This window comes from Bradyrhizobium sp. LA6.1, assembly GCF_040547805.1.
In the GTDB taxonomy this organism is placed as follows: Bacteria; Pseudomonadota; Alphaproteobacteria; order Rhizobiales; family Xanthobacteraceae; genus Bradyrhizobium; species Bradyrhizobium barranii.
The window spans coordinates 58,550-72,870 of sequence record NZ_JBEPQK010000030.1 but is presented as its reverse complement, the minus strand read 5'-3'; the positions used below and the strand labels follow the sequence as shown (position 1 = coordinate 72,870).

Annotated in this window: 13 protein-coding genes and 4 pseudogenes; 1 reads left to right on the top strand and 16 read right to left on the bottom strand. The window is 61.2% G+C overall.

Annotated features, from left to right (window positions below; genetic code table 11):
• Window positions 1-102: 102 nt before the first annotated feature.
• The 5 genes from ABIB99_RS42035 to ABIB99_RS42015 all read right to left on the bottom strand — a co-directional run bounded on the left by ABIB99_RS42035 (window position 103) and on the right by ABIB99_RS42015 (window position 3,444).
• Window positions 103-1,051 (bottom strand): IS630 family transposase gene (locus ABIB99_RS42035; protein WP_247457909.1). Its coding sequence is split into 2 segments (ribosomal slippage): window positions 103-714 and window positions 716-1,051, totalling 948 coding nucleotides; the frame shifts between segments, so codons are not numbered across the junction.
• 312 nt (window positions 1,052-1,363) lie between these two features.
• Window positions 1,364-1,585, bottom strand: a complete 222-nt coding sequence (gene nifT / locus ABIB99_RS42030; protein ID WP_018457694.1) for a putative nitrogen fixation protein NifT — start codon at window positions 1,583-1,585, stop codon at window positions 1,364-1,366.
• Window positions 1,582-2,775: a cysteine desulfurase NifS gene (gene nifS / locus ABIB99_RS42025; RefSeq protein WP_247457910.1), complete on the bottom strand. Its 1,194-nt coding sequence runs from the start codon at window positions 2,773-2,775 to the stop codon at window positions 1,582-1,584. The genes nifT and nifS overlap by 4 nt, the downstream gene beginning before the upstream one ends.
• 18 nt (window positions 2,776-2,793) lie before the next feature.
• Window positions 2,794-3,087 (bottom strand): NifU family protein, encoded by a 294-nt coding sequence (locus ABIB99_RS42020; RefSeq protein WP_247457911.1) that lies wholly within the window; start codon window positions 3,085-3,087, stop codon window positions 2,794-2,796.
• 36 nt (window positions 3,088-3,123) lie between these two features.
• Entirely contained in the window at window positions 3,124-3,444 is a 321-nt protein-coding gene (locus tag ABIB99_RS42015; protein ID WP_247457912.1) for an iron-sulfur cluster assembly accessory protein, read from the bottom strand.
• A gap of 326 nt (window positions 3,445-3,770) precedes the next feature.
• Here ABIB99_RS42015 and ABIB99_RS42010 point away from each other — a divergent pair, with 326 nt between their 5' ends.
• The gene (locus ABIB99_RS42010) at window positions 3,771-4,361 is read left to right on the top strand and encodes a hypothetical protein (RefSeq protein WP_247457913.1); all 591 of its coding nucleotides are present in this window, start codon (window positions 3,771-3,773) and stop codon (window positions 4,359-4,361) included.
• Between the two features lie 572 nt (window positions 4,362-4,933).
• Here the strand turns inward: ABIB99_RS42010 and ABIB99_RS42005 are convergent.
• From ABIB99_RS42005 to nifE, 11 genes and pseudogenes are all read right to left on the bottom strand, one after another.
• A complete protein-coding gene (locus ABIB99_RS42005; RefSeq protein WP_247457914.1) occupies window positions 4,934-5,338 on the bottom strand; it encodes a hypothetical protein in 405 nt (134 codons plus the stop codon).
• Window positions 5,339-5,848: 510 nt separating this feature from the next.
• A pseudogene (locus ABIB99_RS42000) lies at window positions 5,849-6,275 on the bottom strand (cytochrome P450); the annotation flags it as partial.
• 154 nt (window positions 6,276-6,429) lie between these two features.
• Window positions 6,430-7,004: pseudogene (locus ABIB99_RS41995) on the bottom strand (SDR family NAD(P)-dependent oxidoreductase); the annotation flags it as partial.
• A 67-nt stretch (window positions 7,005-7,071) separates the two neighbouring features.
• Window positions 7,072-7,398: a ferredoxin gene (locus ABIB99_RS41990; protein ID WP_247457915.1), complete on the bottom strand. Its 327-nt coding sequence runs from the start codon at window positions 7,396-7,398 to the stop codon at window positions 7,072-7,074.
• 1 nt (window position 7,399) lies between these two features.
• Window positions 7,400-8,689 (bottom strand): annotated as a pseudogene (locus ABIB99_RS41985) (cytochrome P450).
• Window positions 8,690-9,869: 1,180 nt separating this feature from the next.
• On the bottom strand, window positions 9,870-10,154 hold the full coding sequence (fdxB, locus tag ABIB99_RS41980) for a ferredoxin III, nif-specific (RefSeq protein ID WP_247457916.1): 285 nt from the start codon (window positions 10,152-10,154) through the stop codon (window positions 9,870-9,872).
• A 13-nt stretch (window positions 10,155-10,167) separates the two neighbouring features.
• The gene (locus ABIB99_RS41975) at window positions 10,168-10,368 is read right to left on the bottom strand and encodes a CCE_0567 family metalloprotein (RefSeq protein ID WP_018457678.1); all 201 of its coding nucleotides are present in this window, start codon (window positions 10,366-10,368) and stop codon (window positions 10,168-10,170) included.
• 7 nt (window positions 10,369-10,375) lie between these two features.
• A pseudogene (locus ABIB99_RS41970) lies at window positions 10,376-10,844 on the bottom strand (NifX-associated nitrogen fixation protein).
• A gap of 10 nt (window positions 10,845-10,854) precedes the next feature.
• Complete coding sequence (nifX, locus tag ABIB99_RS41965; protein WP_247457917.1) at window positions 10,855-11,250, bottom strand: nitrogen fixation protein NifX; 396 nt, start codon at window positions 11,248-11,250, stop codon at window positions 10,855-10,857.
• Between the two features lie 22 nt (window positions 11,251-11,272).
• Window positions 11,273-12,655 (bottom strand): nitrogenase iron-molybdenum cofactor biosynthesis protein NifN, encoded by a 1,383-nt coding sequence (nifN, locus tag ABIB99_RS41960; RefSeq protein ID WP_247457918.1) that lies wholly within the window; start codon window positions 12,653-12,655, stop codon window positions 11,273-11,275.
• A gap of 9 nt (window positions 12,656-12,664) precedes the next feature.
• Window positions 12,665-14,308 (bottom strand): nitrogenase iron-molybdenum cofactor biosynthesis protein NifE, encoded by a 1,644-nt coding sequence (nifE, locus tag ABIB99_RS41955; protein ID WP_247457919.1) that lies wholly within the window; start codon window positions 14,306-14,308, stop codon window positions 12,665-12,667.
• Window positions 14,309-14,321: the final 13 nt, after the last annotated feature.

Genomic DNA, 14,321 nt, shown 5'->3' with positions numbered 1-14,321 from the left:
CCCGCACGCATCATCGCATGGTCTTTCTGGCGCAGAGCTCATCAGGCTGCCGCTCAACGCGCTCATGTCAAATCAAAAAGACAACTGTAATGCTAGAGCGCTTCACATTTTGACGGAAGCGTAACCGGCGCTTGCGAAGTAGTTAGCGCATTCGCGAGGCTGGATGTCCTGGACGAGGTGACCGATGTGGCGCCAAGTGTCCTCGATGGTGCGCTTCTGAGCTTGCCGCATCCAGTGTTTGATCTTGGAGAAGGTCTGTTCGATTGGGTTGAGGTCGGGCGAGTATGGCGGCAGGTACCAGAGCCTGGCGCCAGCAGCCTGGATCATCTGCCTGACAGCTTTCGACTTGTGGCTTCCGAGATTGTCGAGAATGACGATGTCGCCTTCGCGCAGGGTTGGCAGGAGAAGGTGCTTCACATAAGCGCGGAAGCATTCGCCGTTGATCGGGCCGTCGAAGACGCAGGGTGCCGTGAGTTGGTCATGGCGGAGCGCGCCGAGGAATGTGAGGGTACGCCAGTGACCGTGCGGGGCGAAGCCGCGCAGGCGTGCCCCTTTGGGGCCCCAGCCTCGCAAAGGGGCCATGTTGGTCTTGATCCAGGTCTCGTCGATGAAGACGAGCCGGCCCGGATCGAGCCCGGCCTGCCAGGATCGCCAACGCTGGCGCCTACAAGAGACGTCGGCGCGAGCCTGTTCGAGAGCGAACAGTGTTTTTTTTGAACCGCAGCCCTTCCCGGCGCAGGAACAGCCAGACCGTGTTGTGTGAGACCTTGACCCCACGGGCTGCCAGTTCCGCCTTGAGACCATGCAGCGTCAGGTGTGGCGTCTGAGTGATCCGCTCGACGATGAAGGCGCGGTGCGGATCAAGCACAGGCTTGCGGTGACCGCCCATCTTGCCAGGCACAACCGAGCCGGTCGCCCGCCGCCGCTGTGCCCACTTCACAACCGACGAGACCGCAACGCCAAACCGTTCTGCCACAGACCGGCAGCTCTCGCCCGCCAAAACCGACGCCACCACTCGCTCGCGAAGATCCAGGGAAAGAGGTCGGGTCATGCGATGCTGGCCTCCAATCCAGTCAGCATCTTGAATCACAATCCGCCAAAAACCGGAATCCCCTCCGATTCAATTAAGCAATGAAACGCTCTAGGCCGAGTATTGCGTTTGGCACCATGCGTCGGCGCCATCTTGGTTCCCAAGAACGCTTCGACCGCTTCCGGAGTCATCGGCACGTTGGGCTGAACCTTCGATCACGCCAAGCCAAAGCCAGGGAATGATGTGGCCTTCCTCGCAAAGGCCGGACCGCTGCGCCAAGAACAGCTTCCGCATCCGCTGGTTTGGCGAGGTTCTGTGGAGTCGCAGCATTCATCATTCGGTTGCTTCGCCGCCGCGCTTCCTGGCATTGATAGTAATTGGAAGGATGGTGTCACTCGCCATCGCGGGTAGGTCGAGCACCCACCCGTTCGCGATTCTGATCCAACCACCCCACAGCGTCTCGTGCTCACATTCGACAATCGACTCCTCAAGATCCTTCTTGGGCACATAAATCGAAAGCCCCGTCTCGGGCGAACGGCGAATCATGACCTTCATAGGAGCTCCGCAAGTTGTGAGCTCTCACCCGCGCGCTCCTGACACGCACGCCACAAGGCTCTCTGTTTGGCATTGATGTCCGCCAGGACTTGCAGGACACGATCGATCTCATCCGGCGCCGTCTCGTGCGACAGCGAGAAGCGAACCGCACCGCGCAAAAAGGCCGGTGGTACTCTCATCGCGCGCAGGACATGGGACGGCTCCATCGAGCCGGACGCGCAGGCTGAACCGAGCGAGACGGCAATTCCGTTGTGGTTCAGGTGGTCGACGATGGCCTCTGCTTCGAGATGCTCGAATGCGATGTTGGACGTATTTGGCAAGCGGTTCTTGATATCACCAAGCACGATGCAACAGCCGAGAGCGAGAATGCCTTGCTCCAGCCGGTCGCGAAGCACGCCAATCTGCATCTGCTCTTCTATGAGGCCTGCCGCAGCGAGTTCCGCCGCCTTGCCGAGCCCAATAATGCCCGGAACGTTTTGGGTGCCAGCGCGGCGATGCCGCTCCTGTGCGCCGCCGAAGATCAGCGGTCGGAATTTGATGTCCTTGCGCACATACAGCGCGCCGATTCCCTTCGGACCATAAACCTTATGGCCGGAGAGCGACAGCATGTCGATGTCCGTAGTCTTCAGGTCAATCGGAATCCGCCCGACCGCCTGGACCGCATCGGTGTGAAAGAGCGCGCCGACTGAGCGCGCCATCTTGGCGAGGGATTTCACCGGAAAGATCGTCCCGGTCTCATTATTGGCCCACATGACCGAGGCGATTGACGTGCGCCTCGACAATGCGTTGCGATAAGCCTCGATGTTCAATCGGCCGCTTGCATCGACCGGAATGACATGGGTATTGATTCCTCGTCGGCCCAGCTCCTCGGCAAGGGACAGCACGGCTGGATGCTCAACGGCCGTAGTGACGATCTCGTCGCGTCCTTCCTGCACGGCGAGCGCGGACAGGATCGCGGTGTTGTCGGATTCAGTTGCCCCCGAGGTGAAGACGATCTCGTGATCGAATGCCGCGCCAACGAGGGCCTGCAGCTTCCGGCGCGCTTGTTTCAATGCGGGCGCAACCTCAATGCCGAATGCATGCCCGGACGACGGATTGCCGAATTGCCCAGCGAAGAACGGCAGCATTGCCGCGACCACCAAAGGATGTGCACGGGTCGTCGCGTTGTTATCCAGGTAGATCGGCCGCACGGATTGTCCGCTCTGCACTTAAGGCCCCACTTTGGCAGCTCCGGGGAGCGGGATCAGGCGGACGAACTCGCCGAGCCGCTCGACCTGGCGCGCCTGAATGGCCGCGAGCGTCGCTCCCGCAAGCTTGCATAACATGCAGGCGCCGGTGAGCCTGAACATGAGCTTGTTGCCTTCGATTTCGACGAGCTCACAATCGCCACGATCACGCCTGAGGCTTGGCCGAACGTCATCGAGCACGGCGCGGATAATCCGCTCGCGATCGGAAGCCTCTGCATTCGAAGACTGCTTCGTTCGTTCAGCCTTCAGGCCCATGTTCGATGCTCCTTTTGCGAATGGTCCGAAGGCCGCTCAGCTGAACGATTTGCCGCAGGAGCAGCTCGATTTGGCATTTGGGTTATCGAAGCGGAACCCTGATCCTTCGAGCGACACCACGAAATCGATCGTGGTGCCATTGAGATGCGCCCGGCTCGCGTTGTCGACGAAGACTTTGATCCCGTCTTGCTCGAACACGGGTTCATCGGAGACCGGCTCATGAGCAAGACCCATTCTGTATGTGAACCCTTGGCAACCGCCGCCTTCGACCATGACCCGCAAACCGCCTGCCGGCTGGGTTGTCGAGGAGATTGCGGCCTTCAGTGCGTTGATGGCGCTATCCGTTAGGTTGATCATTTCTGGCTCGCTCTCAGTTTCTGTCGCGAGGCACAATTCGCAAATCCCATGCCAGTCCGGATGCAGCTGAAATCGATTGGTTTTGCAGGCGGCGACCATACGATTTGCGACCTGTCGGCTTTGAGACAGGCGGTTTTCCGGCGTCCCGACCTCATCCGGCCGAGACCTCGTGATGGTGCCAGCACGTATTCATGCACATTGCGCCGAGCCGCCGCTTACGCTGTGCGTCGCTACAGACATAGGCGCATGGCAAACAACTTGCACAAGGTTGGCGGACATGCCGCATTGGGCCTGCATGTACACTACAGATTGATGAGGAGCCTTCCATGACGTCGATCGACAAAACCGCTCTTGGCCATTTGGACAAGGAGGGGCGATTGCTGAATGCGGTGCTTAAGACCGAGACAACGAAGTCGGGGCGATTTGGATTTCGGGGCGACATCGCGCTGAAGTTCCAAGCCCAGCTCGCCGACGAAAAACGACCGCCGGACTATTCCATCGAACAAGTTCTTGCAATCGCGCAGGAAGGCGAACCGACCATCCCAGTCCTTGCCGGATATCTGCACTCCTTCGCCTATCTACCTCAGGCCGCAAAGGTTCTGGATGGCAGGCTGAGCCCCAAAGGCAGCTATTTCATGTTCTGCAACAACATTGATCTGCTCGCGAAATACCGCACCAAGATAGGCGACATCACCTTCCGCATTCTGCCTTGCGACGAATCAACTGTGTGGAAGGAGATGATGGACCTCGCCGGCGTCGACAAGAATGACATCAAGAAGCTCGGTGCGGCCGGTAGGCTCGACTACCTGCTCGACGCGGCCAAGGACATCGGTGGATCATACACGGAAGTTTCATACGAGGACGGCCTGGCCAAAATGGAGCCGGTGAAGAACAGAAGCGAAAACCGCCCCGTCTGAGGCATTACCTCAGACCTCTCTCTCGCCAGCTCGACGAGTATGCCGTGAGAGGGTCACTGCGCCCGCTTCGCCGGGACTGGCTCTGACAAATCCTGGTCATAGACTTATCGGCCTACCTTTCGGGAGATCACACGGCCACTCTGCTAGTCGTGTGTTGGCCAAGAGCACTGTCGTTGCACTGAGGGGTGGCTGGCCGCGACCGTCCGCCTGACTGCATCCATGAGGGATCCGGAGAATCCAATGCTCATCGGTTGATGATCGCGGTCACATTTCGGAGGGCGGATCGCCGATGTATGGTTCGGCTTTGGCGCTATGCTCCAGGCCTTTGCCAGCCTGCGTGGCGCAGAGATGTCGCGGCGTTCGATGCTCGCCAGCCGAAGTTATCGACGAGCTGCGCCCATGAATGATGGAAACCGACCCGGCCAAGCGGTAGCTGAGCAGAGTTGGCCGCACGTCTTCAATGTTGAGAGAACGAACCGAAGCTACGCAGAATGCCGCAACTGAATCTGTCCTAGGAAGTTGCTCCAGGTCGCGGATCGCGCTGCCGACCCGCCCATGCCACAGACGCCACTTCACAGCTCTGATGTCCCTGCCGATGGTTGGAAGCGCTCAAAGGGGCCTGATCGGGATCGTACGATGCGATCGGCGATCTGCTGTATGCGCTGGATCTCCATGGCAATATGAAACCAGTCGATGATGTGGGTCGTTGGTTTCGGCATGGCGCCGGGCAGCCGCTTTAGGATTTCGGCCCCGTCCGAGATTACCGTCACATCCCCAAAGCCGCGATATCCGACTTCCTGGAGAGGGCGAAGAGCACGATCACGGATTGCCTGATGATCGGTGCTGCCGGTTAAGAAATAGCGACTGCCCCTTTCTCCCCGTCCTCCGCGGGCGCATCTGGCCACGACGAGCTCGCAATTTCGCGCCGAATGTTGATCATCGCTACGAAGGTGCGCCGTATCGATGCTGATGACCAACTCTTTGCGCCGAGCTCCGGGAAGCTGCATCTCAAGCCGGCATCGGTCATCCGTTTGCGACCTCGCACGCCAGTTTCCTGCATGACCTGGTCGTTGAGCCGCTTGCCGATCCTGATGGTACGTTGTCCGTCGCATGCGTCTCAGTCGGTTCAGTGGGCAGGAAATCGGGCATCACCTTCGGCGCCTGCCGGTAGGGCAGCATGCTTCCTAGCCGCGCCGGCAGTTCCATAAGCTCCGGTGTCGCTCGATCGCCCCTGGATGGCATTCCGGCACAGCATCCATCGCGGATTGCGAACCTCAACGGTGCAGAAGACGGTTCGGATCCGGCGTGTCGTGTAGTGCTTGACCGGTCGGAACGTTTGGCAATCCGGGCAAACCCGGCGAAGAAGGGCATACGTCTCCGCCTCATGATTCACAACCGCGTTCTGCAGCTGATCTTCTTGCCATCGCCGATCGACAAGCCGATGTCGCCGTCGAACAGGCTCTCCCAGCTCTTGTCTATGCGGACCTCCTTCCGGCATGCACCCGCGCCCGGATGACGGGCACGAACAGATCGCCGATGCCGGCCTGGGTCAGCCCCTTGGGCAGGAACGCCGCCTTGATCGCATCGCGCGCCCGCCGGTGCGCGCCGCCGTCCTGGGTAACCAACGTTCCGCCAAGCAATTCGGGCGCGATCTCTTCGATCAGCGCCGAGGACACGTCCTTGTGCCGGAGCAGTGCAAACGCATCCGGATCCACGCAGGTCATCAGGTGTCCGGCAGGGCCGAACTCCAGCCAGAAGTGGCTGCCCAGCGTCCGTTCCGCGCGCCGCAGCAGGCGCGGCAGGTCGCAGACGATGGCGGGAAGATGCCCGACCAGGGGGAAAGCGCCGCGCACGGAGCGGGATGTCGTGCCGCAGCCGGTGCCGACGGTCCAGCGGGTTGAGCAGCATGTCCATCAGCAGCGCGGAGCCGCGGCCGCTTCGGCCGTGTGCCTGCAGGCCGCGCGGCGCGGCTGTTGCGACCGTCGGCGTACGTCGGCACATGCGCCAGCATGCCGCCGTCGATGCACACGACCTGGCCGGTGATGAACGCAGCATCGTCGTAGAGCAGGAATGCCACCAGCGCGGCCACGTCCCTCGGGGCAGCCGACGCGCGGCAGGAGCTGGTGCCGGCGCAGATGCCGTTGCATGCACTCGTCCAGATGGCGAGGAGACGCTCGGTCATGACGAGACCCGGCGCAATCGCCTTGCAGCGGATCTGCGCATGACCGTACTGGGTGGCGAGCGAGGCCGACAGCATTTTCATCCCCGCCTTCGACGCGGCGTAGGACGTCTGCGCGGTGTCATCGCTGAGCGCCTGGCACGACCACTTGTTGACGATCGCGCCACCGCCGCGAGCGATATGGCCTGCCGGCAGCAGAGCAGCGTGCCGCGCAGATTGGTCGCCATGGTCTGATCCGAGACCGCCAGGTCCAGGTCGAGGATCGCGCGGTGGCGCGGGGTCAGATGCATGTCGCTCGCGTTGTTCACCAGGTCAACCCCACCGACGTGCCGCTCGGCGTCTCGAGCAGCGCTGCCACCGACTGCGCGTCGGCGATGTCCATGGCCAGGGCCAGCCGCGTGGCCCGCTTCGGCCGCGATCTGCGCGGTGCAGGCGATGGCCGCCGAGCCTTCAATGTGGGCCACCACCACTCTGCCGCCCTCGCGCGCGATGGCGAGGGCGCGGCCTTGGCGATGCCGGCGCCAGCGCCGGTCACCACGGCCACCTTGCCTTCAAACCGCCATCGTGTCCTCCTGGATTGCGCTGGTCTTTCGCGGCATGCCGCTCGGCCTCCGCCGGAGAAGGCGCAGGGTCGGCGCTGGCGCGCTCGTCATCGCCAACGTCGCTTTCGATGACCCGAATGGCGGCGACTGGGCATTGGTTGGCCGCGAGCCGCACGGCCGCGTGCGGCGCCTGCGGGACCGTCGCCACGCACACTTCGGCCACGCCGTCCGGTTCGCGCTGGCGAAAGTTGCCCGGCAGCGTCAGCACGCACTGCCCGCTGGTTGCGCACAGATCCTGGTCGATCACGACGCGCATCTCAGCCCCCCTGCGCATGCAGCAGCACCGGCAGCGCGCGGAACGTCCTAAGGAACTCGGAGGGCTCCCGGGTCGGCGGCTTAGCCAATGCCAGCGTGGGGAAGCGCGCCTGGATCCGCGGCAGGCTCTCGGCCAACTGCACCCTGGCCAGTTGCGCACCGACGCAGCAGCGGATGCCGTGCCGAAGCTCAGCATGATCTTCCCGTCCGTCGACATGCCAGGACTGGTGCCGTAGAACCGCGCGGGATCGAAGCGGTCGGGATCGGCGAAGGCGTCCGGGTCGCGATTGCCGGCCGCGATCAGCACGGGCACGTCCGTGTTCTTCGGGATCACCACGCCGCCCAATTCGATGTCGCGCCGGGCGATACGCATAGTGGTGCTGAACATGACGGGCGAATCGCGGCGCAGGACTTCTTCGACCAATGCCTTCACCCCCACGGCGTCTCCCTGAAGCCAGTGCCGCTGTTCGGGATACCCCAGCATCGCCAAGACCGCATGGTCGATGGTCGCAGCAGTGGTTGAGAAGCCGCCCAGCAGCATGCCCCAAAGCATGCTGATCAACTCCGCATCCGACAGCGTGTCGGCATCGTGGTCGTGTGCGCCGACCAGCATCGACACGATGTCGTGGCGGGGATCGGTGCGCTTACGCTGTATAGAGGTCGCCGAAGTAGGCCTGCACCCTGGCGCTGGCCGCGTCCGCCGCGGCCAGCTGGGGGTCGCTGGCGTGCGGGCCCAGGCCTCTCAGAATGGGGCCGATGACGGCGGCGAGCCCGAACATGTCGTCCTGGGGCATGCCGAACAGGTTCGGCCAAGACCAGCATGGGCAAGGCCAGCGCGAATTCCCGATGCAGGTCCACCGGCTTCCCACGCTCCAGCGCGGGCGCCATGCCGTCCGGGCGCGCTGCGACGATGCGCGCGATGCTCGGCCGCAGGTTCTCGATCTGGCGCATGGTGAAATCGCGCGAGATCAGCCGGCGCAGACGCATATGCGCCGGTGGGTCCTTCATCGCTAGTGTAGACGCCAGCAGATTGAGTGACAGGCTGGTCGCCGCACGCGGAAAATAGCGCACCAGTTCGCCCGGCGCCGGCGCCCGAAACGCATCGCCCGTGGCCTTGAGCGCCCAGTAGATGTCGGCGTGGCGGCTCAACAGAAAGAGGCCCGACGCCGCGCGATGCACCGGATCGTGCTCGCGCAACCACCGCATAAACGGACACGGGTCGTGGATGCGCGCTGGCGACGCCAGTTCGGCGAAGGCGTCCGGCATGCTGCCGTGGTTTCTTGCACGTCCATCTTGCTTACCTGTTGGCTGGCTGATCTGTCCGGCGCGCGCCAGGCGCCCGGGCAAATTGCGGAGTACATCGGGGCGATTTCGCCGAGGCCCCCTTCCCATAGAATGCTGTCTGATGCGGATTTGACATTTTGATTTTCTTTCTTCGTTCCATCGATCGCGGTGTCATCCACGAAATGAACGTCGGTCGGCGGCTCCCGGCTCGCAACGAAGGAGTGTCAAAACTCGTGCCAATTTGGCCGACCCAACAGAAGAAAAAGATTGTGATTGCTTTTCAGCGGATTAACTGAGGCCAGACAAGAGCTCGGCGGACTAGGCCGGTGTCGCGGACCAACAAAGGCGACAGAACAGTGTCGGATAGTCGTCAGACGCCAGACTGGCGACACCTTCTTTATCAGTTCTCCTGAATGCCGATTCCAGTTGCTTAAATATATCCGGCCTCTGGCAAGTGGACTGCTGTTGCAGCCAGGCCATGATGAGATCCGCGCACACGCGTTCCCAATAAAGGGTTGGGGCACGAAGCCCGCCTTTTTTGCACAGGGCTTATGGTATGCTGATCCACCGTTCGTCATCACTATTCGCGAGCCTTGCAATCGAGCCAGAAGCGTCAGGTAAACGCGGGATCTCTGCGTTCGTCGCCAGAACAGCATCTGCTCGAAGCGCTAACAACGACAGTGCTCCAGATCGACTTCACGTCGGTTGTCATGAACGGGATACTAGCATTCTTGCTCTTCGGTGGAGCGCTCCACGTCGATCTCGCAATTGGTAAGCCGCGCCGTACCCGTAATCGAGCTTGCCACCTTCACCACGCTCACGTCGACGTTTATCGTTGGCTTTCTATTCTGGCAGGCCGCTGGTCTCCTTGCTTAGTCGCTGCCGCTGTCCTGGGCGCTGGTGTTTGGCGCTCTCATCAGCCTGACCGATCCGGTGGCGGTCATAGGTGCGCTCAAAATGTAAAGGCAGCTGAAAGTCTCGAGGTCGACAAGCAGGGCGACTCACTCTTCAACGACGGTGTCGGCATTGTCGTTTTCACGATCCTGCTGGCCTTCGCCGCCGGGGCCCATGCGAGGTCGCGGCCGATTCGGCAACTGCCGGCTTCGCGTTAGAACAAGTCGGATCTGGGCGTTCCCTACCAGCTTGTATCTGACAACTCACTCGTCGATCTCGTCGGAGAAAGCTAAATCAACCAGGTAGTGTGTGGGTCTGACAGTTTGTTGGGCACACCCGGGCGCAGGCGCTGCAGCCGATGCAAGCGCCTTCGTCCTTCAGCACCATGACCTTCTTTTCGAGCTCATCGTCGTCCGCGTCGAGGTCGATGATCTCGCCACCCTCGCTTAGCCCCTTCAGCGTCATGACCTCACGGCCGCAGATCTTGTAGCAGCGGCCGCAGCCGATGCACTTGTTGAGATCGATAGAAACCAGGTAGTCCGGCCTCCAATTGCGACCGTCGCGGGTCCTGAATGACATGGCTAACCGTCCGCTATGTTTTGTCCAGCGCCTCGAGATATTGGCGCTTGCTTTCGAGCTCGCTGAAGGCAGCGTGGGCCTTCTGAGCCACGCTCAGGATCGACGACCAGTTGACCGGCAGCTCCTCGGAGAGATCGTGGAGGTCCATCTTGGCCTGGGTCGCCTTGGCCGACAGCTTCTTTATTTCCGCTTTCAGAGTTTCGATATCGCTCACACTAGCCTCAACAACTCGCCACTTCCGGGAACTTACGGATCATCTCAACGCCACTGTTGACGAATTTGTCGCCTGATTGGCGAGATCAGAGAGATGGTCGAAACCAAAGCGATGCACGTCGCGCAGCTGCTTGCTCACGACAACGAGCCGGCCGACGATCAGCACGATCCGACCGAACCCTTCGCGATGCATCTTCAGCATTGGCGAGATCATCACATCGGTTGCCGTCTCGACCGAGAGCACAACGGCGTCGAGGAACAGCTCCAGTCGCGATGTCGTGTCCGGGTCGGGATTGCCGACGATCGGCAGCGCACCGCGCTTGCGGTTGTCGAGAACGTAGGGTTCGAACAGCTCGAGATCCTTTTTGCCCCCCAGGCGCCGTGGGTGTCCTGGGCGCGCCAGATCTTGACGAGCTCTTTCAGAAGTGGCCCTTCCGCCGCGGCGGCGGCTGGAGTGACTTCAGACGGATCAGCCATCTTTGTTCCTTCAGGCTTCGAAATCCACCGTACGTTCCCGGCTTTTGGTGAGCAGCTTCCGCAGCCAGGGCGGCGGCGAGCCCTTCAGCACGGTTTCGAGTTTGACGCAAAGGTCGTGGATGGGCTCTGGCTGCAGCACCTTCATCGGATGGATGTTCCTGGCGACGACTCGCGCAGCACCCGAGCCGCCAATCGCCGCAACATAGAGGATTGCGCACTCCCTGATCGCCTCGATCTTCGGCGCGAGCTTATCCTCATTGCCGTCTTCGGTGAGGTCACCGTCGAACTGGATCGCCTCAATAAACCGATGCCCGTTGGGGCCGACCTCGTAGATCGCAATGTTCTTGGCCCAGCCGAAGTGGGCATCGACCTGCTTCAAGTCCTGAGTGGCGAATGCAACTTTCATCCGGGTTGTTTTCTCTCCCTGCTCAATGCAACTGGGGCGGATGGACCTGCGGGCCGCCGCAGGTTGATCGCCAGGTGTCGGGCGTCGGCCCATGGTTGGCTTCGCGGTCGGTGATGATCAGATTGGCGATGTCAAAGATCAGATTGCGCGTGCCGCGATAGCCGACGATCGTGAGGTGCGCAGCGCCAAGGCGATCGAACATCGGAAAGCCTACCCGGAAGAACGGGACATTGAGTCGCGAAGCGGCCTGGCGACCATGTGAATGCGACATCAAGAGGTCGCAGTCACGCGACCTGGCAAGCTCTTCAAGGTCCTCCAGATCGCCGATCAGGACGTCCTCGGTCCTGACCCGCTGGAGCACCGGTGAGTTGGTCGTCGTCACCGCAGCACTTACCTGTGCGCCCATCTCGTGGAGCAAGCTGGAGAGATCGAATAACAAGTCCGGCTCGGCGCCGATCGCGAGCTTGCGGCCGCCGATATGGAAATGTGCATCCAGCATGGCGTCTGCCAGTTGTCCACGCTGCCGGCGATATTTCCAGGGCACCGACCGGCCGCTGATCTGGCTCAGGAAGGCGATGAATTCGTCATTTGGGATAAGGCCACAGAGCCGCTCGAACAGACGGAACGGCGTGCCTGTCCGCACCTGCATGGCCTCGGCCGCGCGGCGCATTTGCGCGCCGATCGCGATCGTCCAGGCCACCTGCCCCATGGTCGCAATCTCGTCCACTCCAATGCCCCCGATCGTGGTGGGCGTGAATTCGTCGGGGATGTGACCGTCCAGCGAACCGGCGACGTCCGGCAGGAACGAGGGCTTGAGCCCAAAATCCTCAAAAATCGTGCGAAGCTCGTCGAGATCGCCGGGCGTGAGGTGGCATCCAGGTAGCACGTTGACGCGGGAGATATCGCGCGATCTCGCTGTGTCGACGGGAGCCACAAGAATCTCGATCATCCGCGCCACCGTCTTGCCCCAGCCATCCTGAAAGGCATCCTTGAAATCCGGCGTCGAGACGTAGACAAGGGGGAGCTTTTCGAGCTTTGGATGCTTCTGTCGGATCAACCGGATGAATGCTTCGACGTCATCGCCGTTGGTCTCGGTGACGCCAGTCGAATTGATACCAATGATCTCGGGCTCGACGCGATTGTAAATGTTGAGGATCGCCTGTTCGAGATTCTCGTGGCCACCGAGCACGGTGGCAACCTCGCTCATGGCGGTCGTCTGCATCGGCACGGCTTCATTGAAATGGCGCACGAACAGCGTTAGCCCGAAGGAGGTGCAACCTTGCGGGCCGTGCAAAAGCGGCATCGCGCCGCGCAGACCCAGGAAGGCAAATGAGCCGCCGATCGGCTGGCTCATTTTGAGCGGATTGACCGAACAGGCTTTCTTCGAGGTAGTGACGATCGCCATGCCGTTCCCCTACTCCGCCGCCTGCAGCGTCGGGGGCTGCAGATCGGAACGAATGTCCTTACAAGCAACGCACCGTGCGGCGGAATTGGTGCACGGCTTGGCGGCCTTTGCGAGGTTCAGGCCATGCGCCGCAATCGCGCTCTCGCCACCGCTGGCCTCATTTTCATTGGAGAGACTTATCGTATTGACGCCGTTCTTGCTCGCGTCTCGAACTGGATCAGCGGCTTGCGCATACATCTGCGCAGCCGTCTTTGCCTGACGCTTTCGGTCGAACTCATCCCATGGTGCGGCTTGGCGGAGCTGATCCCATATCGGATTGTAGAGCGCTTTCTCGATCTCCTCCATGAGCTTGAGAATCCCGATATAGCCCATATAGGCGTGGCAGCGCTCCTGGTTGATATCGAGCCACGGCATCGCCGCCTTTAGTGCGACGAATTGCGACTTGCCGCCGGAGAGCATGATGTCGGCTTTTGCGTCCTTTAGCATCTTGTAGATCTCGCGAGGCGACATGTCCTCGATCATGTGGGCGTGCTGGCCCATTAACTCCTTGATACGTTCCTTGTCCTTCTTGGTCGATTTCTTCACCGACGTGCCGACGATCTCGAGCCCGGCCTCTTGCAAAGCGGCCACCATCGACCAGGATTTCACGCCACCGGTGATGAGAACAACCCTCTTGCCGGCAAAGCGTGGCTTGAAACGTTCAATCGCAGCCCAGGCTTTGGTCTCTTCGCGTGCGATCAGGGCTTGCGTGCGTTCCATCAGCTCAGCCGGCGCGCCGCGTTCGATCAGCATGCGCGCGATCTGGCGTAGTGAATCGCTGGAATCCTCAATACCGTAGAACGAGCCTTCAAAAAACGGGATGCCGTAGCGCTGCCTCATCTTGCGTGCGACGTTGATCATTGCCTTTGAGCAGACCATCATCGCGGCTTTGGCTCGGTGCGAGTAAGCCACCTCGCGATACTTGCCGTCCCCCGAGATGCACGACAGGATCCGGATTCCGAGCTCATCGAGCAGCGGCTTGACCTGCCAGAGCTCGCCGGACAGGTTGTATTCGCCGATGATGTTTATGTCATACGCAGTGGTGTAATCGGGCTCTCCGGTACCGATGACGTGCTCCAGCAGTGCTTCGCCTGCGAGCTTGTTGCCAAGGTTCTTCGACCCCACAAATCCCGGTGCATTGATGGGAATGACCGGTTTGCCAAATTTGGCGGACGCCGCCTTGCAGACCGCATCGATGTCGTCACCGATCATTGCGGGCACGCATGTCTGGTAGACGAAGATGGCCTGCGGGTCGTATTTCTCTGTGATCTCCTTGATTGCCCTGTACAGCCGCTTCTCGCCGCCGAACACGATGTCGGTCTCGCTCATGTCCGTGGTGAAGCTTCTGCGCCACAGATCGGAGCCGGAGGAGCCGGAACCGCGATTGTCCCAAGAATTGCCCTCACAGGCGATTGGACCATGCACGAGATGGGCGACGTCGGTGAAGGGCTGCAGTGCGACTTTGGCGCCATCGAAGGCACACCCACCGGCGACGCCGCCCGGCTTCAGCTGCTTGGTGCATCCATTCCTGCGCTCGAAGTTCGACTTGCTCGCGTTCCTGGCGCAGCCCGGTTCGTTAAAGACGTCCTGTATGGTCGTGGGAAGCGAAGTCATGGTGTGTCTTTCG

Excerpts from the sequence above, each read along its gene's own strand:
- fdxB (WP_247457916.1), bottom strand. The coding sequence starts at position 10,154 with ATGTCATTCAGGACCCGCGACGGTCGCAATTGGAGGCCGGACTACCTG.
- ABIB99_RS41990 (WP_247457915.1), bottom strand. The coding sequence starts at position 7,398 with ATGCGCGTCGTGATCGACCAGGATCTGTGCGCAACCAGCGGGCAGTGC.
- nifT (WP_018457694.1), bottom strand. The coding sequence starts at position 1,585 with ATGAAGGTCATGATTCGCCGTTCGCCCGAGACGGGGCTTTCGATTTAT.
- nifX (WP_247457917.1), bottom strand. The coding sequence starts at position 11,250 with ATGAAAGTTGCATTCGCCACTCAGGACTTGAAGCAGGTCGATGCCCAC.
- nifN (WP_247457918.1), bottom strand. The coding sequence starts at position 12,655 with ATGGCGATCGTCACTACCTCGAAGAAAGCCTGTTCGGTCAATCCGCTC.
- ABIB99_RS42020 (WP_247457911.1), bottom strand. The coding sequence starts at position 3,087 with ATGGGCCTGAAGGCTGAACGAACGAAGCAGTCTTCGAATGCAGAGGCT.
- ABIB99_RS42015 (WP_247457912.1), bottom strand. The coding sequence starts at position 3,444 with ATGATCAACCTAACGGATAGCGCCATCAACGCACTGAAGGCCGCAATC.
- nifE (WP_247457919.1), bottom strand. The coding sequence starts at position 14,308 with ATGACTTCGCTTCCCACGACCATACAGGACGTCTTTAACGAACCGGGC.
- ABIB99_RS42010 (WP_247457913.1), top strand. The coding sequence starts at position 3,771 with ATGACGTCGATCGACAAAACCGCTCTTGGCCATTTGGACAAGGAGGGG.